The organism is Pseudobutyrivibrio sp. UC1225, from assembly GCF_900115215.1.
Taxonomy (GTDB): domain Bacteria; phylum Bacillota; class Clostridia; order Lachnospirales; family Lachnospiraceae; genus Pseudobutyrivibrio.
In genome coordinates, this window is sequence record NZ_FOVQ01000001.1 from 560,296 (window position 1) to 583,162 (window position 22,867).

Sequence of the window (22,867 nt, forward strand, 5' to 3'; positions counted from 1 at the left end):
TACGTTTAAGCCTTAAGATTTATCCCCTTATTCTTAAGCTTCTCAATAATCTCGTCAACTACCTTCTGAACTTCTTCATGTGTAAGAGTACGCTCATCATCCCCAAAGAGCAATCTTACGGTAATTGACTTGCTGCCTCCGTCTGAATAAACATCGGATACACCGACCTTTTTCAGAATATCTTTAGCACTTTCTTTTATTGTATCATTTATTTCAGAAAATTTCTCGGCAATAAATGATAAATCTACTTCAATTGATGGATATTTTGATGGTTCTACATATTTTATAGGCTCTGGATTGATATCTGAAAGCGCTTCAACATCGATTTCTGCGAAAACAATGGCTGCTTTCTTATCAATTTTCTTTGATACTACTGGGTGAGCAACACCAATTTCACCAATCTGAACGCCATCAATAATAAGAGCGTTAAGATTCTTTGGATGCTCATATGAATGTGTAGCCTCAAGCTTCTTATATGTAAGAGCCTTATTTCTAACATCGTCTACTGTCTCAGCAATCATATCGCGGAGCTCGAAGTAAAGCTGCTCAAGTGACTTTGTCTTAGAGAATAATGTGATGCAAAGCTTCTTCTTCTCATCACAAAGGCCATCTGCCTTAAGTCCTTCAACAACACGACCAACCTCGAAAATACCGAAATCAGTATCGTAACCTGTATTGTAATTAACCTGGCAAAGCTGAGTAGGAATCATTGAACGTCTAAGAGTCTCAATGTTAGGGTTTGTAGAATTAGCAAGCTTAACATTCTCTTCTACTTCTATTCCAAGCTTCTTATACTCGTCAGCGTACTGCCATACATAAGAATGTACCTCGTGAAGCTTAAATCTCTTAACAAGGATATCCTTAATTCTGTCTTCTACATTCTTTGTCTCATCCATACGAACTGGGTAGAGAGGAGCATTTGTAGTAGAAAGCTCAAAATTATCGTAACCATAGATACGAGTAATCTCTTCGATGATATCTGCCTTTAAGCTGATATCCTTTGTAGCACGATATGAAGGAACATCAACGTGGAAGTTATCCCCGTCCTGCTTTACCTCAAAACCTAAAGCAGTAAGTGTATCCACAATGTGCTCATTTGTAATCTCAATTCCAGTGTACTTATCCACAAAGTTCTTGTCAAAATCGAGGGCTACATGTGGATAATGGAAAGCATATTCATCAGTAAGTGCTGATACAACCTTTACACCTGGATCAATATCAAGAAGAAGCTTCATGAAACGAGCGATGGCAACTGTAGTCATCTCTGGATCAAGACTCTTCTCATAACGAGCAGATGCATCTGTTCTGTGAGCAAGACGAACTGCACTCTTTCTGATTGAAGCTGCATTAAATGTAGCTGACTCAAGAGTAAGTGTTGTTGTATCTTCCACGATTTCTGAATCGAGACCACCCATGATACCTGCGATAGCAACTGGTGTGTTATCATTGCATATCATAAGTGTATTCTCATCTATGTTTCTCTCAACACCATCAAGTGTTGTGAAAGTAAATGGCTTATCAAATCTCTTAATACGAATCTTACCAACCTTGCGTGAATCGAAAGCATGCATTGGCTGACCCATTTCGAGCATAAGGTAGTTTGTAAGATCAGTAAGAAGATTGATTCCTCTCATACCACAATAGTAGAGACGAATTCTCATATTCATAGGAGCAACATTCTTCTCAACATTCTCTACCTTAATAGATGAATATCTCTGGCAAAGCTCATCCTCAATCTTAAGATCAATCTTTTCAAGATTGTCGTACTTGCTTAAGTCGATTGTAGGAAGTTCCTTAAGTGGACGCTTTGCAATTGTTGCGAACTCTCTGGCAATACCGTAGTGTCCCCAAAGGTCTGGACGGTTTGTAAGAGACTTATTATCAACCTCAAAGATTATATCGTCAATTTCGTATAAATCCTTGATATCTGTACCATTTGCTACGTCTTCTGTAATATCCATGATGCCATCATTGTTATCAGAGATTCCGATTTCCTTCTCTGAACAGCACATACCATATGACTCGAAACCAGCTAATGGACGTGGTGCAATTGTAATCTCACCAAGCTTTGCTCCAACCTTTGCGAAGGCTGTCTTCATACCAACGCGAACATTTGGTGCTCCACATACAACATCTGTAAGCTTTCCATCTCCGGCATCAACCTTTAAGAGATGAAGTTTCTTAGATTCTGGGTGCTCCTCTACTGATTTAATCTCAGCAACAACTACACCTGATAAATCCTCACCCTTATGGAAAATATCATTTTCAACCTCTGCTGTTGCAAGAGAGAACTTAGCGATAAGCTCCATCTTGTCAAGACCACTAAGGTCAACAAAATCAGAGATCCAATTCATTGAAATAAACATATCAAAAGTCCTCCCTTACTGCTCGTCATCAGTGAACTGAGCCAAGCTGCTAAGATTACCGCTGTTCAGATCACGGATGTCCTTAATACCGTATTTCATCATTGCAAGTCTTGTAAGGCCAAGGCCAAAGGCAAAACCTGTGTACTTTTCTGGATCAATGCCACCCTCTTCGAGAACCTTTGGATGAACCATACCGCATGGGCAAAGCTCAAGCCATCCTGAATGCTTGCAAGAAGGGCAACCCTTACCACCACAGTTGAGGCAGTTGATATCAAGCTCGAAACCTGGCTCCACGAATGGGAAGAAACCTGGACGAAGACGAACCTTAATATCTCTTCTAAATACTTCTGAAAGCATAGTCTTCATGAAGTAGATAAGGTTTGAAATAGAAATGTCCTTACCTACCATAACACCTTCCATCTGGAAGAAAGTATTCTCATGACATGCATCTGTAGCTTCGTTTCTAAAACAACGACCTGGGAAGATAGCCTTAATAGGTGTACCATTCTCAAGAAGCTGCTTTCTATACTTCTTGTAAATAGCGTTCTGAGCAGCTGTAGTCTGAGACTTAAGAAGCTGACCATTCTCAAGATAATATGTATCCTGCATATCTCTTGCAGGGTGATACTTAGGAATATTAACAGACTCGAAACACTCGTAATCTGTAACCACCTCGCTGTAATCCTCAACGGTAAAGCCCATAGACTTAAATATTGTCTCGCACTGACGCTGAACAAGAGTAATTGGATGATAGCTTCCCTGATCAAAATGCTCTGGAAGGGAAATATCAAACTCTGGAACCTTATCGATTTCCTTCTGAAGCTCTAATGCTGCAAGCTCATCCTTCTTCTCGGCAATCTTGTCTGCAACAGTGTTCTTAAGCATGTTAATCTTCTGGCCAAACTCTTTTTTCTCTTCCACTGAGAGCTTGCCCATTTCTTTCATGGCAGCTGTAACACTACCCTTTTTACCAAGGTATGAAACTCTTATATTCTCAAGCTCTTCAGAATTCTTGATATTCTGAAGCTCTGTTTCGAACTTGGCACTTAATTCAGTAATAATATCTACCATAGGTGGCCTCCCTAAATAATAATCTCATTAAGTTAAAATTTTAACAGTTGAAAGTGTTAAATTCAATACTCCTACTGCTGTAAATCAGTAATCATCATGGCATCTCCAAAGGAGAAAAATCTGTATCTTTCCTGAACAGCTTCCTCATACGCAGCAAGGACATGTTCTCTTCCTGCCAGCGCTGAAACCAACATAATAAGTGTCGATTGTGGAAGATGGAAATTTGTAATCAGACAATCGATAACCTTAAACTCATAACCAGGATAAATGAATATCTGTGTCCATCCACTCTTTGGGACAAGTGGCTTTCCTGGCTCTGCAGCTGATTCAAGAGTACGTGTACTTGTGGTGCCTACTGAAATAACTCTTCCTCCGTTAGCCTTTGTCTCATTAATAATATCGCAGGCTTCCTGAGTAATCTCATAGTACTCTGAGTGCATGTGGTGATCTAATACCTCATCCTCTTTTACAGGACGGAAGGTACCGAGACCTACATGAAGAGTAACCTCCGCAATCTTTACTCCCATAGCCTTAACTTCTTCGAGAAGCTCAGGTGTAAAATGAAGACCTGCAGTAGGTGCTGCAGCACTTCCATCATACTTTGCATAAACTGTCTGATATCTGTCTCTGTCCTGAAGCTTATGAGTGATATATGGTGGAAGTGGCATTTCTCCAAGCTTATCTAAAATCTCTTCAAAAATACCATCATAAGAAAACTCGATGATACGATTTCCCTCATCTACAATATCAATAATCTTTCCAATTAAAAGACCATCACCAAAGGAAATCTCCATTCCTGGACGAGCTTTCTTGCCAGGCTTAACCAAACACTCCCACTGAGTGTCGCTGAGTCTCTTTAATAGAAGAATCTCTACCTTTCCGCCAGAGCCTACTCTTGCTCCATATAATCTTGCTGGAATAACACGAGTGTTATTGATAACCAGGCAATCACCTGGTCTGAGATATTCTTTAATATCATAGAAATGGCGATGAAGTGTCTCGCCTGTGTTTTTGTCCAAGACCATAAGTCTTGAGTTGCTTCTCTTTTCAAGAGGGTCCTGAGCTATCAACTCCTCAGGAAGCTCGTAATCAAAATCTTTTACTAACATCTTAATTTCTTTCTAAATCATTAATAAACATTCAACCTAGTTTAGCACAGAATTACTTGGTAGTCCAATTACTAAAATGCTTTGCCTTAAAGTCTTTTTTGAACTTCTCCCATGCCATTCCAAAGGCATCTGCAAAAAATACATTCGCCTCAGCAGCCATAAGCATAAAGTACATACAGAAATAAAGCCAAAACATAAAAATCATCATAGTGGCCAAAGCTCCATACATAGAAAAGCCATTAAAGTATTTTACCCAGATAGCAAGGAACAAACTGAATATATACCAGCTAACCGCACAGATTATTCCACCTGGTAGCTGGCTCATAAACTTTAGATTTTTATTTGGCAATGCGGTAAATAAAAACGTAAATACGATAACCAAAAAGATAAAAACAAAAATACTTCTAAACAATGGTCGTATTCCAAATACGTATGCAAGGAAGCCATAATTGCTTTTAGCATATCCCTGAAGCTTCTGTGTAAATACAAGCATGAGCATGATTACAACAATAATTGAAAGAAGAAACATTGTATAGAAAATCGCCTTGATACGTCTGGCAACCCAATTTCGTGTTTCTTCTATTTGATTAACCTGATTAAGTCCTACCATAAGATTCTGAAAAGCTTTTCCTGAAGACCAGATAGCCATCAGCGCAGAAATAGAAATAGCACCAACAGAACCCTTTGTAACAAGGTGAACAACCTTTGCCATGAATGGTGAAAACTCCGCAGGAACAACCTCATAAATAAGCTCATTAAGATAATGACTAATAGAAGGAATCAAGCCGGCAATCCACACTAAAAGCATAGTTACAGGGATGGCGGTCATAATCATAAAGTAGGCCGTCTGTGCAGCGTACGCACCTATGTTATCTCTGCCGCATTTATCTAAATATGTTTTTCCATATCCCAAAAAGGTCCACATAAAATATTCTCCTCAACGCCTAAATTTTAGCAAAGAAAAAGCGACTATGCAACGCATAGCCGCTACTGTTTTCTTTTAAAACCTAACCCGGAGGTGCCGGGCCTATCAATTGACTCCTAGCGCCAGCTAGGTGGATCGCCGCAACTAATCTTTTGCCTTCCACTGCAAAGGAGGCCTGACAGCCGATTAGAAATATAAGCATTCCATTTAAAGTAAATGTAGGTTCAAAAAGGATAAGTTAAATCGTACATCCCAGGTTAGGTAAAAGTCGGTATCTTGTACCTGCAATTATATTACAATATATTTGTGTCAAAATAAAGAACAGATTTTTCACAAAGTTATATTGAAGTCCTATATTCCAAAGATAAGCCCACCTCGTAACAATATGTCACAAGGTGGGTAAATTATTAGAATTTATAATTGTTAAGCTTCAAATTAGAGCTGTGGACCTGCAGAAACAAGTGCCTTACCAGCCTCATTTGTTGTGTACTTAACAAAGTTCTTGTTGAATCTAGCTGCAAGATCTTTTGCCTTCTCTTCCCACTCAGAAGCGTTAGCATATGTATCTCTAGGATCAAGAATCTTAGGATCAACACCTGGAAGCTCTGTAGGAACTTCGAAGTTGAACATAGGAATTGTCTTTGTTGGAGCATTCTTGATGTCACCGTTAAGGATAGCATCGATGATACCTCTTGTATCCTTAATTGTGATTCTCTTTCCTGTTCCATTCCATCCTGTGTTAACAAGGTAAGCCTTTGCTCCAGACTTCTCCATCTTCTTAACAAGCTCCTCAGCATACTTTGTTGGGTGAAGCTCAAGGAATGCCTGACCGAAGCAAGCGGAGAATGTAGGTGTAGGCTCTGTGATACCTCTCTCAGTACCAGCAAGCTTTGCTGTAAATCCTGAAAGGAAGTAGTACTTTGTCTGCTCTGGTGTAAGGATAGATACTGGAGGAAGTACTCCGAATGCATCTGCTGAAAGGAAGATTACGTTTTCAGCATCAGGACCAGCAGAAACCTTGTTTACCTCAGCTGCAATATTGTTGATGTGGTCGATTGGATAAGATACACGAGTATTCTCTGTAACGCTCTTGTCATCAAAATCAATCTTACCTGCGCCATCAACTGTTACGTTCTCAAGAAGAGCATCTCTTCTGATTGCGTTGTAGATATCTGGCTCAGACTCTTTATCAAGACCGATAACCTTTGCGTAGCAACCACCTTCGAAGTTGAATACGCCGTTGTCATCCCAGCCGTGCTCATCATCACCGATAAGACGACGCTTTGGATCTGTAGAAAGTGTAGTCTTACCTGTTCCAGAAAGACCAAAGAAGATTGCTGTGTGCTTTCCATCCATGTCGCAGTTAGCTGAGCAGTGCATTGAAGCAATACCCTTAAGTGGAAGGAAGTAGTTCATCATTGAGAACATACCCTTCTTCATCTCTCCGCCGTACCATGTATTGATGATAACCTGCTCACGAGTTGTAATATTGAAAGCTACACATGTCTCAGAATTAAGACCGAGCTCCTTGAAGTTTTCAACCTTAGCCTTTGATGCATTGTAAACTACGAAATCTGGCTCGAAGTTTGCAAGCTCCTCTGCTGTTGGCTTAATGAACATGTTCTCAACGAAATGAGCCTGCCAAGCAACCTCAACGATGAAACGAACTGCCATACGTGTGTCTTTGTTTGCGCCGCAGAATAAATCTACAACGTAAAGATCCTTGTTAGAAAGCTCCTTCTTAGCAAGGTCCTTTACCTTCTCCCAAACCTCTTCAGACATTGGATGGTTATCATTCTTATACTCTTCTGTTGTCCACCAAACAGTATCCTTAGAATTCTCATCCATAACGATGTACTTATCCTTAGGTGAACGTCCAGTGTAGATACCTGTCATAACGTTAACAGCGCCAAGCTCTGTTTCCTTACCTACTTCAAATCCCTCGTTTGAATCTGCGAGCTCTGCCTTGTAAAGATCCTCATAAGAAGGATTGTGAACAATGCTAGTAGTTCCTGTGATGCCATACTTTGTTAAATCAACATTAGCCATCTTGTCTTTACCTCACTTTTCTAAATAAATTTTTACTAGCTAACCCCTATAAAATAAAGGCTAAAAACTAATTTTCGCTAGTTATCATTCTAGACGTTACACAAATTATTGTCAATAAATTCACAAAAAAAGTGTTTTATGATTTGTACAATTTTTAAACATAAAATTAAGCAATTTGCTAACTATAAAATTTTTCTTAAATTTGCCTATTTCTCTTGCAAAATAACCTAAATAAATGTCACAATTAACCTTGTATATTTACACATATTTATGGTAGTATACATTAAATTGTAGTTTAGCACGCTAAAGTGCGAAATAGTTTTGAGGAGGACAATGTTACATGGTGATTGAGAATTACAGCGAGATAACTCCTGAATTGGAAAAGCTTGCGGAGCTTTCCAAAAAATCTTCATATATAGATCCAGAGTTGTACACTACTTATGATGTTAAAAGAGGTCTCCGTGACCTTAATGGTAAGGGTGTTCTTGTTGGTATCACAGAGATTTCTGAGGTTAATTCAAAGAAGTTTGTGGATGGTAAGGAAGTACCTTGCGACGGACAGCTTTTCTACCGTGGCTACAATGTACGTGACTTAGTTAAAAACCTTCCACAGGAGCAGCACTTTGGCTTTGAAGAGTGTGCATATCTTCTTTTATTTGGCACTCTTCCAACTACTGAGCAGCTCAACGAGTTTAAGGGGATACTGGCACATTACCGTTCACTCCCACAGAACTTTGTTCGCGACATGATTATGAAGAGCCCTTCAAAGGACATGATGAACTCACTTGCCCGTTCCGTCCTTGCTCTTTATTCATATGATGATTACGCTGATGATACATCAGAACCAAATGTTTTAAGACAGTGTTTGCAGCTCATAGCTAATTTCCCATTACTTTCGGTTTACAGCTACGCTGCCTATGATTATTACTATAATGAAAACTCACTTATCATTCATCAGCCTAGACCTGATTATTCTACAGCAGAGAACATTCTTCACTGCCTTAGACCTGATAGTAAATTCACTCCACTTGAAGCAAAGCTTCTTGATGTTGCTTTAATCCTTCATATGGAGCACGGTGGTGGTAACAACTCTACCTTTACTACTCACCTTGTATCATCTTCAGGTACAGATACATACGCTGCTATTGCTGCTGCCCTTGGTTCACTTAAGGGTCCAAAGCACGGTGGCGCCAATATCAAAGTTGTTAAGATGTTTGAAGATATGAAATCAGTCTTAAAGGATTGGGAAGACGAGGAAGAGGTTGGTAATTACCTTCGTGACCTTCTCCACGGCGAAGCCTTTGACCGACAGGGGCTTATTTATGGTATGGGACACGCTATCTATTCTGTTTCAGATCCACGTGCTCTTACCTTCCATTCCTTCGTAGAAGACCTTGCCATTGAAAAAGGCATGGAAAAGGAATATCGTCTTTACGAATTAGTTGCAAAGCTTGCTCCAAAGATTATTGCTGAGGAGAGAAAGATTTATAAAGGTGTTTCACCTAATGTGGATTTCTATTCTGGATTCGTATATCAGATGCTCGGCATTCCAGGAGAGCTCTTCACTCCTATCTTTGCCATCGCTCGTATCGCTGGCTGGAGTGCTCACCGCATGGAAGAGATTTGCCATAAGGGTAAGATTATGAGACCTGCATACATGACAGTATGCCAGCACAAGAAATACATTCCAATTGAAGAAAGAGTTTTGGATTAAAATGTTTAAGGATTCTAGCGTTTTGCTGGAATCCTTTTTTCTACCTGCTTGAAAATGGGACTGTGGCATGCCACCAGCCTTCAACACACATATATTGGGGGAATCTACAGTGTTTTTACAAAAAAGGAAATAACTACTCTTACAAGAGATTCATTTACGTAACAATGCTCAAATATATACTGTTTTTCCGTAATCAAAAATCCACATAATTTAACCAATATCCATTTATTCCAATATCCCCATTAAATACTACACATACAAAAGATTATGTTCCCGAAATAATACTCACTTTATCAAAACTCTACGTAACAAATGCATAAACCATACCATTTTTCCGTAAATCGCAGTTTTAGCACATATTTGCCCTAAATTTATGTATATCTATTCTCTGGGCTATGCCACAGTCCCATTTTCAAGCCTGCTTGATTACCTTATACCCATCTACAGGCAGTGGGTCAATGACGCGAAGCGCCGAAGGGTATCATTGATGCACTGCCTTGATGGGTATCCTGTAATCAGCAGGTTGAAAATAAAAAAGGACTTTAGCCATAAGCTAAAGTCCCTAGAAAACATCTCTTCCTTTCCTATTCCTCATCCTCTTCAACAAAAGGATTTATTGTTATCTCAAACCAGAAGGTTGCGCCCTGACCTTTTATAGAGAAGACACCATATTTAGCACCATGAAGCTCAAGTACATTCTTTACGATAGATAGCCCCAGGCCGGTACCCTGAATAGCTCGTTTATGAGCTGATGAATCTTTATAATATCTATCCCAAACGTATGGGATATCCTCCTGTTTAACTCCCTGTCCTGTATCCTTTACTTCTATTCGAAGCTTGTTGTCTATAACCTTTTGTATAACAGTTACTTTCTTGTCATCGCCCGTATAATTAATAGCGTTGTTTATAAGGTTATAAAGCACCTGATACATCTTCTGCTCGTCCGCATATACGATAACTTCATCATCATATATAAAATCAATAGTATATCCATCCACCTCGCGAAGCTTATTATATCGCTCCAAAACATGACGAATACTTTCAGTAATATTATAATCCTCAGGCTGAATAGTGATTGTACCTGCCTTAAGTTTTGAGATATCTAGCATGTCATTAACAAGACCTGAAAGTCTCTCCGTCTCATCAATAATAACCTGCACATTTTCCGGTGTGTTTTCTCCAGGAATATCACGCATTACCTCTGCATATCCCTTAATCATTGTAAGAGGTGTTCTCAAATCATGAGATACATTTGCTATCAATTCCTTTTGAAAGCTGTCGGCTTTTCCTAATTCGGATGTTGCATAATTTAAAGTATCTGAAAGCTCAGCCACCTCCATGTAATCATGTGAATTGAATTTAACAGAGTAATCTCCAGCAGCCAGCTTCTTTGCTCCATCATTAATTTTAATTATGGATTTTGACAGGCTTCGCGAAAGCATTACTGCCAATATAAAAGCAATAATAATTATAATAACTGAGATGTATTTCAGCTCAGCCTTTAGTGTACTAACGGTGGCATCCACTGGGGTCAAAACAGAATTAATCATTATGACCTGCTTAAAGCTACCTACATCGATTACTCGCACATAAATAACTGATTCGGCCATATCGTCTCCGATGTTCTGACGGAATTGTCCTGGCTCCTCTCTCTTTGGAGGTATCGTATATGCGATTCGTCCCGCGTTGGCATCCTCTTCTTCAGTAGGCTTTTCTATGCTATCAAGAACCTCTCGAATTTTGTTCTGCATCTCACTGCCCTTATATTCTATAACAGCCTCCCCACCATTGGCCACAGCCTCATCGTAGAAAATTTCGAAAAGAAACGGTGGCAATGAGGACATCTGTGAATTATAGATGTACTCTGCATTGTAGATAGAATTACCATCTTCATCAGTAATAAAAATTCCAAGATTATGGTTTGCTGCGATCTTTTCTATATCGTCAGAACAATCATCGTCACTATCATTGGACGATAAAAGCAATTCCTCTACATTGTTAAGAACAGTTTCTGTTTCCTGTCTTTTTATGATTTTATAGAAATCATCAAGGTAGACTATCTGAAAAAACCATAGTACTCCTAAAAGCACTATGGTAAAAATCAGGAATATTGAAAAGGTCTTCCATTTAATACTAATACGACTTTTTCTCAAAAGAATCCCTCCATTATTACGCTTCAAATCTGTAGCCAACGCCACGAAGGGTAATTAATAATTTTCTGTATTCGCCAAGACTGTTTCTAAGTAACTTAATATGGGTATCGAGCGTTCTGTCATCGCCATAATAGTCATATCCCCATACCTCAGTAATAAGTCTTTCTCTTTCGAGCGCAATATTCTTATTACGAACAAGATAAAAGAGAAGCTCATATTCCTTTGGAGACATTTCGATTCTCTTTCCATCTATAGAAACTGTACGAGCGGTAAAATTAATTTCCAATCCTTCGTATTTGAAAACATCCATAGCTGCTCCAGCGTCAGGTTTGCTGCGACTGGTAACAACATTCACGCGCATCATCAGCTCCTTTGGTGAAAATGGCTTAACCACGTAGTCATCAACTCCTGCTTCAAAGCCGTGAATTCTGTCGTACTCCTCACCTCTTGCTGAAAGCATAATAACTGGAATATCTTTTATCTTTTTTATTTCACTACATGCCGAAAAGCCATCTAACTCCGGCATCATAACATCCATAATTATAACATCGTAATCATTGTTGGCCTTTACCTTTTCGATGGCCTCCATGCCATCACAGGCCTCTTCGACTGCATAGCCTTCAAACTCACCATACTTACGGATAATTGAGCGAATCTTTTCCTCGTCATCAACCACCAAAATCTTCTTCATGTACGCCTCCTAAAACACGATACGTAAACTACCGAATTATAGTATCCATCACTTATGTGAATTCTAGGTGATGTTATTTAAATTTTTTAATGAATATACTGCTTTTTTGCCTTATGAATAGCTGCAGAAAATAAAATCCACACAACAACAAAAGCTATAAGGAAAATTACATTTACAAACTTAGGAAATGCAATAAACTGTGAATCATTTAAGAGTCCCTGTACACCAAAAATGATACAGAATGCTCCAAAGATTGCACACTTAGGCATAAGATAAGCTGAAAGTCCCTTTATATCTCCACATCTGGTAAGCTCCTCCGTGGTGACAACCATAGGATCAACCTCTCCCTTTTTATATCCCTTGATGCCTGTAAATAACAGGTACGCTCCCAGCAATGTGATAATTGCATCAAAGATTGAGAAAAAATTCATTGTCATTATTGTTCCCTCCAAAAATCTTTATGCATTAATTATAACGAAAATGCCTCATTTTTTCTATTGCATCCAAGAAATTATTCGATACAACGTCGTTGATTAATATTTGCTAAATTCACAAAATATACTTAAGATTTCTGATAAATCCATTTGAATCTACCCAATTGTTATTGTATTATTAATTTATAATATGCAGGAGGTGTTGGCTTTATGGACATAACTAACAAAAAAATTCTAGTTTGTGATGATTCAGTACTTGCCAGAAAACAATTGGTTGATGCTGTAAAGGAAGTCGCAACTGGCGCCACCTTCATAGAAGGAAAAAATGGCGCTGAAGCTATTGAACTTTACAAAAAAGAAAAACCTGACCTTGTCTTCATGGATATTGTTATGCCAGAAAAAGACGGTACTCAGGCTCTTTCTGAAATTACATCTTTTGACAAGGATGCAGTTATTATCATCGTATCTTCTGTGGGTACACAGGAACAGCTTAAAAAAGCCATTCAACTGGGTGCAAAGGATTTCATTCAGAAACCTTTTGAGAAGAACCAGATTAAAGAAATTATCGAACTTCGACTTGGAGGAAAGTAGTTTATGTACACACAGTTCTTAGGTAACTATTTGTTGCAAAAGGGAATTGTAAATCAGGAACAGCTATTTAGTGCTATGTCCCGACTTTCGCAGACCCACATAAAGCTTGGTACAATTGCCATACATGAGGGTTTAATGACTGCCAACGAAGTGGATGAGTGTCTTTATGTTCAGACTCGCGAGGACAAGCGCTTTGGTGAAATAGCCATAGAACGAGGTTATCTTGAAGAAGCTCAAGTTCAGGAGCTCCTATCGAAGCAGACCCCTGATTTTATATTGCTTGGTCAGAATCTGGTTGAGGATGGTGTTTTTTCATACGAAGAACTGGAACGAATTATCTTTGATTATAAAAATGAAGCCGAGCTTTATGATTTGAGTCTTGATGTAGAAAATCAGGAAGCAATTCAAAGTATTATTTCCAAGTTCTTCCTTATGGCAGAGATGCCTGCAAACGACCTAAATCTTATGTACCTTGAGCTTATGTTTAACAGCCTGATAAGATTTATAGGAGAAGACTTCTCTCCTCTTTCACCTATGGTGCTGGAGGAATTTCCTATAACATTCGGCGTATCTCAGGGTATTAGCAGTGACCATGAGTTCATTACACACATCGACTGCGACAGAGAGACCGCTATTGCATTTTCATCAAGATATGCAAAAGAGGATTTCAATGAATTTAACGAGTATATTGTAGCTGCATTAGAGGATTTCCTTAACCTCCACAATGGATTGTTCATAGTAAATGCCTCTAATCAGCTTTCAGAAGATATTTCCCTGTCACCTCCTGTGATAACAGAGGAAGGTGTTCTTTCAGGACCTAACAAATGTGTAGACTTCCCAGTAGCCTATCCATTTGGAATTGTTCATTTACTAGTATGTTATTAGTTTAAAAATGGCACCCGAATGGGTGCCATTTTTTAATACAAATTAAATGCCTAGGAAACGCTTAACTTCTGCGCACATATCCTCTACCTCTACGACTGTGTCGTGACGAACTGGAGCGGAACGAATCTCTTCTATTGCGTTTGGTACATCAACCTTACCAAGTTCTGAAAGCTTATCTACAAGTACGAAATCCTCTTCCTTTTCGTATGCTGAGTCAATAGCACCCATAACTGCACGTGTAAACTTAAATGGGCTGGCTGTTGAAGCAATCACAGTTACCTTATCATCACCAGTTTTCTTCTTATATTTGTTATAAACAGAAGCAGCTACACCTGTGTGTGTATCAATAATGTAGCCTGTCTCATTGTATAAATCCTTGATTGTCATTCCTGTCTCAAGCTCTGATGCATAATTACCATAGAAGCTATCAAGCTTTGCACGCATATCATCAGTAATCTGATACTTTCCTGTAACCTTAAGCGACTCCATGAGCTCTGTGTTCTTTTCAGCATCATTTCCAGCAATGTGATAAATTAATCTCTCAAGATTACTTGAAATAAGAATATCCATTGAAGGTGAATTTGTAAGAATAAAGTCTCTGTTCTTGTCGTATTCTCCTGATGTAAAGAAATCATAGAGAACCTTGTTCTCATTTGATGCACAGACAAGCTTTGCAATTGGAAGCCCCATGTTCTTAGCATAATAAGCTGCGAGGATATTACCAAAATTACCTGTAGGAACAACTACATTGATTTCCTGACCAGAAGTAATCTTCTCCTCTGCAAGAAGCTTTGAATACGCATATACGTAGTAAGCAATCTGTGGAACAAGACGGCCAATGTTGATAGAGTTTGCTGATGAGAACTGGAATCCTGCTGCATCTAATTCTGCTGCAAGAGCCTTGTCATTAAACATCTGCTTAACACCTGTCTGAGCCTGATCAAAGTTACCCTTAATACCAACTACATGAGTATTGTCACCCTTCTGAGTAACCATCTGACGCTCCTGAATAGCAGAAACACCATTCTTTGGATAAAATACAACGATTCTTGTACCTTCAACATCTGCAAAACCTGCAAGTGCTGCTTTTCCTGTATCACCTGATGTTGCTGTAAGAATTACAATATCATTCTTTATATTATTTTTACGAGCGGAAGTAATCATAAGATGTGGCAAAATTGAAAGTGCCATATCCTTAAATGCAATTGTAGCTCCATGGAAAAGCTCAAGATAATATGCTCCATCCGCATATACGAGTGGTGCAATCTCTTCTGTATCAAACTTGCTGTCGTATGCACTGTTAATGCAATGCTTAAGCTCATCCTCTGTAAAATCTGAAAGAAAAAGCTTTAATACCTCATAAGCAACCTGCTGATATGTCATCTCAGCAAGCGTCTCCACAGGAACCTCCAACTTAGGAATAGATGTAGGCACAAACAAACCACCATCATCTGCAAGTCCCTTTAAGATTGCCTGTGAAGCAGTAATTTCCTGCTTATTTAAATCTCTAGTACTAACATAATTAACTGACATGATTCTTCCCTCGCTTATCTATAAATTTCTTTTCAGTTTACTGTAGCACAGTAAAGAAGTAAAGTCTAGTGTTTATTCCACTGCTTTCAAAGATTCCGTCATACTAATCTCGTCTAACTTTCTACCCATAAGTATATTGATAAGCAACGTAAACACAATCGTCAATACAAATGACAGTAGGTAGCTAAAAGCTGTGACCCTAACATCAAATGTAATCAAATCCACTATTATCTCACTCATTATGAAAGCATGGAAAAACTTTCCAACCACAAGTCCAACTGCTGCACCCATTATAGCAAGAAGAATATTTTCTCTAAATACATATGCTCTGGTTTCCTCTTTATAGAAGCCCAAAACCTTAACCGTCGCTATTTCTCTTACTCTCTCAGAAATATTTATGTTTGTAAGATTATACACAACCACTGCTGCAAGAGCCATAGCACTTCCTATTACAAGATAGATGATTATGTTTAAACTGCTCATCATGTTCTCGACTCTGTCTAACATATCCTTTGTTGGAACAACCATACTTATGGCTGTATCCCCCATAAGCTCTGCTCCAGCTTCATGAGAATCCACACCTTCATCAACCACAACATAAAGGTTCTTTCTCTCCGGAATATCTCCTATGTATTTCTCATAGGTGCTGGCATTCATATACATGTAGTTGTAAATAAAGTTTTGATTAATAGCTCCCACCTTAAACTCTGTCGGTTTCATATCATCAGAAGATATTGTAATAGTATCACCAAGCTTCATTCCATATCTGTCACACAGTCCCATGTTAATTACTATCTCGTCTTCTGACAGAGAACTCATATCAATATGATTGCCCTTAATATCATGCATATCATAGAACGTATCTATATCAGCTCCATCATCATAAACATTCATATAGATATTCTTGGTGTGTTTACCAAATTTCATATCTACAGAGGTATGATAGAAAAGAATATAGTCCTCCTTGTCATATCCCTTCTTCTCTAAAACTGGAACTGATTCTTTGGCTCCCTTTTTTAAGGTTATATCCATATCGTAAAGGGAAATATTTGTGTACTGATTCACAGCTATATCAGCAATGGAATCATATACACCAAAACCTGCCACAAGAAGTGCTGTACATCCTGCTATACCCATTACCATCATAATCAGTCGACCTTTGTATCTAAATATATTACGAAGGCTGACCTTCTTTAGGAATTTTAATCTGTTCCAGAAGAAAGGAATATATTCCAGGAAGATTCGCTTACCAGCCTTTGGCGCCTTTGGTCTCATTAGAGAGGCTGCCATCTCTGTCATCTCGACTCTGCAAGATACAAGTGTGACTCCAACTGAACAGATAAATGCTGCAGCAAAACTGATGATAAGCATCCTGCCATCAAAATAGTAATCCACCTCTCTAGTGTTATACATCATCTGATATGCATACCATATGGCCTGTGGAAAACCAAAGGTTCCTAAAGCGAAGCCTATGCTTGTGCCAAGAAAGGCTGCGGAGCCTGAATAAAATGCAAATTTACCCATTATTGCTCCATTGCTATAGCCTAAAGCCTTAAGCACTCCTATCTGTGTACGCTGATCTTCTACCATGCGGTTCATGGTAGTCATACAAACTAAAGCTGCTACTAAAAAGAAGAATATAGGAAATACGTTGCCTATAGCACCTACTATCGTAGAATCGCTTTCAAAGCACACATAACCTGCGTTACTGTCGCGCTTCAAAAGGTAAGTATCAGCTTCTTCTATGTCGTCTATCTCTTTTTGTGCATCAGCTATCTCAGCTTCAGCATCAGCAATCTTTTCATTAAATTCCTCTACACCATCCTCATACTCAGCCAAGCCATCTTTGTATTCCTTCACCCCAGAATCATAATCCTTTTTTGCCTTACTGAGACTTGATTGCAAGGTATAAAGCTGAGCGGACTTTTCCTGATACTCGGCTACAAGAGCATTGTATTTGTTCTCATCAACCATGGCTGGATTCATCTGTCTTGCCATATCCATCTGATTAATACCATCTAACATCTGGTCAAGACCATCCTTCAACTGTATCTCAAGGCTCTCATATTCCTCTATTTGCTTCTTGCCAGAATCCAGCTTCTTCTTTGCTGAATCCAGCTCCATCTTTGCATCTGCAAGCTCTTCTCCAGTGGATGCTTTCTTATCTTCTAATTCCTTTTTAGCATCATCCAGCTTTTCCTGAGCCTCTTTAACTATACTCTCATATCTTTTTTGCGAAGCCGCATCAAGTGCTTTCTGTATCTTATCTTCATTAGCCTCTATAAGACTGTCATACTCTTCGGTATATAGCTCTGGATTGGAATCAAGCTTCACATAACAATCCGTATAAAAATCATCTTTAAAGGCTTTACCTTCAACATAGATAAAACCATCTAAAACACCTGCCCCAATAGATGTAGTACCACGTTCGTATTGGATGTATAACGGCGATTTTGCTACGCCAACAATTTTAAAGCTGCTGTAATTAAATCTGTCCCTGTCCTCTTTCTCATTTCCATCTGCCACGTAAATTGTAGAGCCTATGGCATCACTGTCTAATATAGCTGCATCAACAAGACATTCATTTTCATACTGAGGCCATCTTCCATCTATCAGCACCACCTTATTTATTTCCTTTGGCAGACTGATTACTTTAATGGCATAGTCACTGTCTTCATACTCCATCATCACATCAAAGGAAATAGATTCTTCCACGGAGCCAGCCTCAATTTTTTCCTTTAAATAGTCGATTTCCTCTTCGCCAAAGCCCAGGGATGAAATAAGCCTAAAATCATAGAACTGAGTATCTTCAAAATATTTTTGCATAGATACTCTTAGGGCAGGGTCAGTTACTTTTAATCCTGCAAAAAAGCCCACGCCTATGGCGATGATTATAAGCAGGGCTATATAGCGCCCCAGGGAATCTTTTATTTCTCTTAACGTTGATTTGGCTAACATATATTATTACACCTCATCAGTCAGCTCTGCTGACAGTTTCTCATCAAAGGGAAACCTTTGCTACCAGTTAATCTCATCCACATCTACTGGATTATCATTCATATGCATATCCACAACAGTTCCAGACTTCACGGTTATGACCCTGTCTGCCATTGCAGTGAGTGCGTGATTATGAGTAATAACTACAACCGTCTTTTTCCCCTTCTTGCAGGTCTCCTGTAAAAGCTTTAGAACCGCTCGTCCTGTCTCATCATCAAGAGCGCCTGTAGGCTCATCACACAGTAAAAGCTTTGGATTCTTTGCCAAGGCTCTGGCTATAGCTACACGCTGCTGCTCTCCACCAGAAAGTTGGGCTGGGAAATTGTTCATTCGCTCCTTAAGCCCTACCTCTTCCAATATTTCCTCTGCTGGAATTGGATCCTTACATATCTGAGCAGCCAGCTCTACATTCTCCTTTGCTGTAAGATTTCCCACCAAATTATAGAACTGGAATACAAATCCTACATCAAATCTACGATAGCTAGTAAGTTCTCTTGGAGAATAACCTGATACATCTCTATCAGCCAGATATACACCTCCACTGGTGAGGGTATCCATTCCTCCAAGTATATTCAAAATAGTAGTCTTGCCGGCTCCAGAAGCCCCAACAATAATACAAAATTCGCCCTCTTCAATCTCAAAATTCACATCATGAAGAGCCTCAACTCTGACCTCTCCAGTCTTATAAATTTTTCCAACATTTTTAAATTCTACAAAGCTCATAGGCACCTCCAAATAGCGCAAATGGATGTAGCCTAATGATAACATGGGTCCCAAAATCAATCGTAATTTTTAGGTTAAACAAGTATGAATTTTCTGTGTAGTTAACAATTCCTTCATATATTATCTGATATCATCCATTATAATAAAATTACCAGCCACAAATTGTACCCAGAAATTTAACTATTGAGGATTTATGTATGGGAAAAGCAGTAAGAAACAATTATGGTAAAGGATTAACAGGCATATGCGTTATTTGCCTTCTTGTAATGTTCTTTTTGAACTGTGATTTCGAAGCTTATGCTAATAATGATTTATACATATATAACAGCGTTCTTAATCCTTCTCAACAGCGAGTTTACAATCAGGTATACGAGAATATACTTACCTTTAATGAAGCTGTATTCCGCCTGAATGTGCCTCTTACTCATGAGGATTTATACATCACTATGAATGCTGTATATAACGATCATCCTGAGCTTTTTTGGGTTAGTACTTCTTACAAATATGGATATAACTCCCACAATATGGTTATCCAGATGAAGCTCAATTATTGTATTCCTAAGTCTAGTCTGGCCGCTGCTACCATAGCCTTCAACAACGCTATAGACAATATTGTTACTCAGGCTGCAGCATATCCTACTGATTTGGAAAGAGAACGAATTGTTCATGATATGATTTGTGATTTATCTACCTACGCAAACACAAATAAGAGCCACCAAAGTGCGTACTCTGCATTGGTGGAAGGTTGTAGTGTATGTGCAGGATATTCGAGGGCGTTTCAGATTTCCTGCCAGAAACTTGGCATAACCTGCTATTATGTTACGGGAATTGCTAACGGCGAAGAACACGCCTGGAATATAGTCAAGATAGGTGGAAATTACTACAACGTAGATGTTACCGGTGATGACACTATAAACGAAACCTTAAATACCTATTCATATCAGTATTTCAATGTTAGCGATACAGCCATAGCTCATAACCATGTGCGCTCTGCTCTATCTGCAAAACTTCCGGTATGTAACGCCTTATAAAATCAAATACGTTCAAAATCTTCCCGCAGGACTCGCTCGTACTGGCTCTTAAACCAGGCGCCGATTCCTGCGGAATTATCGTTATGACGTCCATGTAATCCCTTACCGTACACCTGAACTCCAGAAGAATTCAATTCTGATAACAGTCTGTCATAGGCTGTATCATCATAATCATCCTCGTACATGTAAGAAACTATAAATTTTGTATGTCCAAAGTCGCTATTTCTAATCTTGTTCCAAAATCTATCATTTAATATATCGATGGCATCCTTTTCCATTCCACCACCGTGAAAGCGCAACAAATCAAGAGACGTAGGAAATCCCCCCGGTCTCTTTAATCTTTCGTTCTCAGCAATATTCCCCAGGCTAGCCAGTGGCTTGCCTAAAATCAGCGCATGCGGTCTCAAATCACATCCGTAATACATAGAGCCAATGGTGCCCATGGAAATACCTGATAATATAAGCTGATTTGAATAAAATCCCAGTCTATCAAGATATCCCTGTATTACAGAAATCATTAACTGCTCATACTCTTTATTTCCCATGTAAAATCCACCGCCCTGAAAGCGCTGCTCGGCAATAAGAAGGAATGGGCATCCCATTTTTTTCATCATGTAATACCCTTCAAACCCCTCCATAGTCTTATATCCTGAGAAATAAACAGCCATAGGTGGTTTCATATCACCTGGATCAAAATATGCGAATATCTCTTCTCTGTCAGAGGTAACATATCTTTCTCCACCGACCATAAAGCATCCCTGGTCCCATCTGGAAATACGGTCGTGTAATCCAATAATATCCAGTCTTCCGCTGCCCTTTGCCTTTAACTCGCAGAATATAGTACCAGGGCCATTACGTCCCTCTATAAGGACAGGATTTTCCATATCTTCTTCGCTGAATTCCCAGCTATCGCAAATGTCTGCCAGACTACCAGATACAAACTGCTTTATTACAAGCATTAGCTCTACCTCTGGCTCCTTTTTATATTCTAGCCAAAATTCTATGGCCTGGCCTGCTTCGATAGGAATATTTCCTCTCCAAAATGCAATCTGATTGAACTCCTGACCATAACTTCCATTAAGAGTGACACTATACTGACCATACCATTTTATGCTACCCTTAAATCCCTGAGCTATTCCCACAGCTTCTGGTCTAAACTTTTCGCCATATGGCTTTGGAAAATATTTTTTTATCTCATTATCAAGAAAACTTTGAATCGTGTCCTTTGGAATTACCTTTCCTATTTTCTGGGCAAATAGTCTTTGGGTAATAGAATCTGGCACAAAGGAATCCACTATAAAAAAACAATAAGCCATGGACATCTTGTTTACTGCCTCGAACTCTTCCTGGGTAATATTACGCTCCAAAACTACAAGCTCATAAATCTCTTTTTTGAGCTCTATATTCTCGTTAGCATATATTATCTTTACCCTGTCTGGAAGCTGGAATCTCTTTTCCCAGCTTTCCTGTCCAATTTGCAGTATTCTAATTCTATCCATGGCTTTTTTCCATTTATATAATTAAAATTTACGCTTTTCCACACTCAATCCCAAGTAATTATCAAATAACGAAAAAGCACTTGCGAGAGGTACAATATATAAAGCTTTTGACAACTGCACTATTGTTGATGGATTATCACCCTGTAACGCAATTACGATGTAGGATACAAACATTAATCCAAGCCAACAACATAAATCAGATATGTTTTCTTTCTTGATACTCTTAATGATTATTACAACGATAAGTACTGACAAAAGTATTATCCATGGTGTTCCACAAACTGTCCTGATTCCCTCTTCAAAGGTTCCCATGTGACTGAAATTGTAAACCACCACATTCTGCCAGAAGGCTGCTGCATTCTTGAAATACCAAAGGTACAAGCCCATTGGAATCATTACTGTAATAAGACCCTCAATTACAGATACAACAAATGCTTTATATTCATCTGATGGAAGCTTCTCATTCCAGAATTTCACTGCAAAAAATACCAAAAGAATCACCCAAATAAGGGAATAAACTGGCTGCAGAAAGAATACCAAACCAAAGTCAATTGCAAGAAGATAAGTGTGATATGAAAGGAAACCATATTTTAGCTGTCTTGCAACATGATAAACCGTCAATGAGAAAAGGAAAAACATAAACTCCTCTGCTCCTGCATGAGTAAGTGCTCCCATCTCAAAAACTGTAAGCAAGAAGGTACTAATTAATGCAAATATCTCAGAGGTATAAAGCTTTGCAGTCTTGAAATTAAACAATACTGTAAAGAACACAATCACCGTTTCCATTATAAAATGAACAATATGTGTGTCTGTAGGCAGATATCCAAGACCATAAAACTCATATAATACTGGTCCATAGTGTCCATCAAGCTCAACATATGCCAAGAAGCCCTGACGAACCGAATACGCAATATCTAATATTTCAGTTTGGATTGTAGTAAATGAACCCTCTATCCAAGGATTAAAAGGGCTGGACATGGCTATAATCAAAGTGATTGAAAGAATTGCCAGAGCCTCCAAGGCAGATTTTACTTTACCGTTCATAAATATCTCCTCTCGATTAAAAAACAAAGAGAGTAGTAAGGTCATCCCCACT

General features: G+C 38.8%; 17 protein-coding genes and 1 other RNA gene. 4 read left to right on the plus strand and 14 right to left on the minus strand.

The genetic code is table 11. The features are described 5' to 3' along the window. Nucleotides 1-5: 5 nt before the first annotated feature. The 6 genes from pheT to pckA form a co-directional block, all read right to left on the minus strand. A complete protein-coding gene (gene pheT, locus BMZ41_RS02635) occupies nucleotides 6-2,366 on the minus strand; it encodes a phenylalanine--tRNA ligase subunit beta (RefSeq protein WP_090526752.1) in 2,361 nt (786 codons plus the stop codon). Nucleotides 2,367-2,381: 15 nt separating this feature from the next. Beyond that, complete coding sequence (locus tag BMZ41_RS02640) at nucleotides 2,382-3,437, minus strand: phenylalanine--tRNA ligase subunit alpha (RefSeq protein ID WP_177184135.1); 1,056 nt, start codon at nucleotides 3,435-3,437, stop codon at nucleotides 2,382-2,384. A 71-nt stretch (nucleotides 3,438-3,508) separates the two neighbouring features. Then, complete coding sequence (gene queA, locus BMZ41_RS02645) at nucleotides 3,509-4,546, minus strand: tRNA preQ1(34) S-adenosylmethionine ribosyltransferase-isomerase QueA (protein WP_090165804.1); 1,038 nt, start codon at nucleotides 4,544-4,546, stop codon at nucleotides 3,509-3,511. Nucleotides 4,547-4,598: 52 nt separating this feature from the next. Next, complete coding sequence (locus BMZ41_RS02650) at nucleotides 4,599-5,471, minus strand: YihY/virulence factor BrkB family protein (RefSeq protein WP_090526754.1); 873 nt, start codon at nucleotides 5,469-5,471, stop codon at nucleotides 4,599-4,601. A gap of 80 nt (nucleotides 5,472-5,551) precedes the next feature. Continuing rightward, nucleotides 5,552-5,733, minus strand: a non-coding RNA gene (gene ssrS / locus BMZ41_RS02655) — 6S RNA. Between the two features lie 173 nt (nucleotides 5,734-5,906). Then, a complete protein-coding gene (gene pckA, locus BMZ41_RS02660) occupies nucleotides 5,907-7,520 on the minus strand; it encodes a phosphoenolpyruvate carboxykinase (ATP) (protein ID WP_090165799.1) in 1,614 nt (537 codons plus the stop codon). A 340-nt stretch (nucleotides 7,521-7,860) separates the two neighbouring features. Between pckA and BMZ41_RS02665 the strand changes: the two genes are divergently transcribed. Beyond that, entirely contained in the window at nucleotides 7,861-9,234 is a 1,374-nt protein-coding gene (locus tag BMZ41_RS02665; RefSeq protein WP_090165797.1) for a citrate/2-methylcitrate synthase, read from the plus strand. 584 nt (nucleotides 9,235-9,818) lie between these two features. Here BMZ41_RS02665 and BMZ41_RS02670 read toward each other — a convergent pair. The 3 genes from BMZ41_RS02670 to BMZ41_RS02680 all read right to left on the minus strand — a co-directional run bounded on the left by BMZ41_RS02670 (nucleotide 9,819) and on the right by BMZ41_RS02680 (nucleotide 12,515). Continuing rightward, nucleotides 9,819-11,387 (minus strand): sensor histidine kinase, encoded by a 1,569-nt coding sequence (locus BMZ41_RS02670; RefSeq protein WP_090526756.1) that lies wholly within the window; start codon nucleotides 11,385-11,387, stop codon nucleotides 9,819-9,821. Nucleotides 11,388-11,403: 16 nt separating this feature from the next. Then, nucleotides 11,404-12,078, minus strand: coding sequence for a response regulator transcription factor (locus BMZ41_RS02675; protein ID WP_090526759.1), 675 nt, complete (start codon nucleotides 12,076-12,078; stop codon nucleotides 11,404-11,406). Nucleotides 12,079-12,164: 86 nt separating this feature from the next. Then, nucleotides 12,165-12,515, minus strand: a complete 351-nt coding sequence (locus BMZ41_RS02680) for a hypothetical protein (RefSeq protein ID WP_090165791.1) — start codon at nucleotides 12,513-12,515, stop codon at nucleotides 12,165-12,167. A 207-nt stretch (nucleotides 12,516-12,722) separates the two neighbouring features. Between BMZ41_RS02680 and BMZ41_RS02685 the strand changes: the two genes are divergently transcribed. Both BMZ41_RS02685 and BMZ41_RS02690 read left to right on the plus strand, forming a co-directional pair. Further along, nucleotides 12,723-13,103: a response regulator gene (locus tag BMZ41_RS02685; RefSeq protein WP_090165789.1), complete on the plus strand. Its 381-nt coding sequence runs from the start codon at nucleotides 12,723-12,725 to the stop codon at nucleotides 13,101-13,103. Between the two features lie 3 nt (nucleotides 13,104-13,106). After that, nucleotides 13,107-13,988 (plus strand): cyclic di-GMP-binding domain-containing protein, MshE-related, encoded by an 882-nt coding sequence (locus BMZ41_RS02690; protein WP_090165787.1) that lies wholly within the window; start codon nucleotides 13,107-13,109, stop codon nucleotides 13,986-13,988. A 42-nt stretch (nucleotides 13,989-14,030) separates the two neighbouring features. On the opposite strand, the gene thrC is transcribed toward BMZ41_RS02690, so the two are convergent. From thrC to BMZ41_RS02705, 3 genes are all read right to left on the minus strand, one after another. Next, nucleotides 14,031-15,521: a threonine synthase gene (gene thrC, locus BMZ41_RS02695; RefSeq protein ID WP_090526761.1), complete on the minus strand. Its 1,491-nt coding sequence runs from the start codon at nucleotides 15,519-15,521 to the stop codon at nucleotides 14,031-14,033. Nucleotides 15,522-15,593: 72 nt separating this feature from the next. Beyond that, the gene (locus BMZ41_RS02700; RefSeq protein WP_090526763.1) at nucleotides 15,594-18,479 is read right to left on the minus strand and encodes an ABC transporter permease; all 2,886 of its coding nucleotides are present in this window, start codon (nucleotides 18,477-18,479) and stop codon (nucleotides 15,594-15,596) included. A gap of 60 nt (nucleotides 18,480-18,539) precedes the next feature. Continuing rightward, nucleotides 18,540-19,241 (minus strand): ABC transporter ATP-binding protein, encoded by a 702-nt coding sequence (locus BMZ41_RS02705; RefSeq protein WP_090165782.1) that lies wholly within the window; start codon nucleotides 19,239-19,241, stop codon nucleotides 18,540-18,542. Between the two features lie 197 nt (nucleotides 19,242-19,438). Here BMZ41_RS02705 and BMZ41_RS02710 point away from each other — a divergent pair, with 197 nt between their 5' ends. Continuing rightward, nucleotides 19,439-20,272, plus strand: a complete 834-nt coding sequence (locus BMZ41_RS02710) for a transglutaminase domain-containing protein (protein ID WP_090165780.1) — start codon at nucleotides 19,439-19,441, stop codon at nucleotides 20,270-20,272. A gap of 2 nt (nucleotides 20,273-20,274) precedes the next feature. Here the strand turns inward: BMZ41_RS02710 and asp2 are convergent, their stop codons facing one another. Together asp2 and BMZ41_RS02720 are read right to left on the minus strand one after the other, a co-directional pair. Continuing rightward, on the minus strand, nucleotides 20,275-21,771 hold the full coding sequence (asp2, locus tag BMZ41_RS02715; protein WP_090526766.1) for an accessory Sec system protein Asp2: 1,497 nt from the start codon (nucleotides 21,769-21,771) through the stop codon (nucleotides 20,275-20,277). 21 nt (nucleotides 21,772-21,792) lie between these two features. After that, nucleotides 21,793-22,815 (minus strand): hypothetical protein, encoded by a 1,023-nt coding sequence (locus tag BMZ41_RS02720; RefSeq protein ID WP_090165776.1) that lies wholly within the window; start codon nucleotides 22,813-22,815, stop codon nucleotides 21,793-21,795. Nucleotides 22,816-22,867: the final 52 nt, after the last annotated feature.

Coding starts and splice junctions, on each gene's coding strand:
- pheT (WP_090526752.1), bottom strand. CDS start 2,366: ATGTTTATTTCAATGAATTGGATCTCTGATTTTGTTGACCTTAGTGGT.
- BMZ41_RS02640 (WP_177184135.1), bottom strand. CDS start 3,437: ATGGTAGATATTATTACTGAATTAAGTGCCAAGTTCGAAACAGAGCTT.
- queA (WP_090165804.1), bottom strand. CDS start 4,546: ATGTTAGTAAAAGATTTTGATTACGAGCTTCCTGAGGAGTTGATAGCT.
- BMZ41_RS02650 (WP_090526754.1), bottom strand. CDS start 5,471: ATGTGGACCTTTTTGGGATATGGAAAAACATATTTAGATAAATGCGGC.
- pckA (WP_090165799.1), bottom strand. CDS start 7,520: ATGGCTAATGTTGATTTAACAAAGTATGGCATCACAGGAACTACTAGC.
- BMZ41_RS02665 (WP_090165797.1), top strand. CDS start 7,861: ATGGTGATTGAGAATTACAGCGAGATAACTCCTGAATTGGAAAAGCTT.
- BMZ41_RS02675 (WP_090526759.1), bottom strand. CDS start 12,078: ATGAAGAAGATTTTGGTGGTTGATGACGAGGAAAAGATTCGCTCAATT.
- BMZ41_RS02680 (WP_090165791.1), bottom strand. CDS start 12,515: ATGACAATGAATTTTTTCTCAATCTTTGATGCAATTATCACATTGCTG.
- BMZ41_RS02685 (WP_090165789.1), top strand. CDS start 12,723: ATGGACATAACTAACAAAAAAATTCTAGTTTGTGATGATTCAGTACTT.
- BMZ41_RS02690 (WP_090165787.1), top strand. CDS start 13,107: ATGTACACACAGTTCTTAGGTAACTATTTGTTGCAAAAGGGAATTGTA.
- thrC (WP_090526761.1), bottom strand. CDS start 15,521: ATGTCAGTTAATTATGTTAGTACTAGAGATTTAAATAAGCAGGAAATT.
- BMZ41_RS02700 (WP_090526763.1), bottom strand. CDS start 18,479: ATGTTAGCCAAATCAACGTTAAGAGAAATAAAAGATTCCCTGGGGCGC.
- BMZ41_RS02705 (WP_090165782.1), bottom strand. CDS start 19,241: ATGAGCTTTGTAGAATTTAAAAATGTTGGAAAAATTTATAAGACTGGA.
- BMZ41_RS02710 (WP_090165780.1), top strand. CDS start 19,439: ATGGGAAAAGCAGTAAGAAACAATTATGGTAAAGGATTAACAGGCATA.
- asp2 (WP_090526766.1), bottom strand. CDS start 21,771: ATGGATAGAATTAGAATACTGCAAATTGGACAGGAAAGCTGGGAAAAG.
- BMZ41_RS02720 (WP_090165776.1), bottom strand. CDS start 22,815: ATGAACGGTAAAGTAAAATCTGCCTTGGAGGCTCTGGCAATTCTTTCA.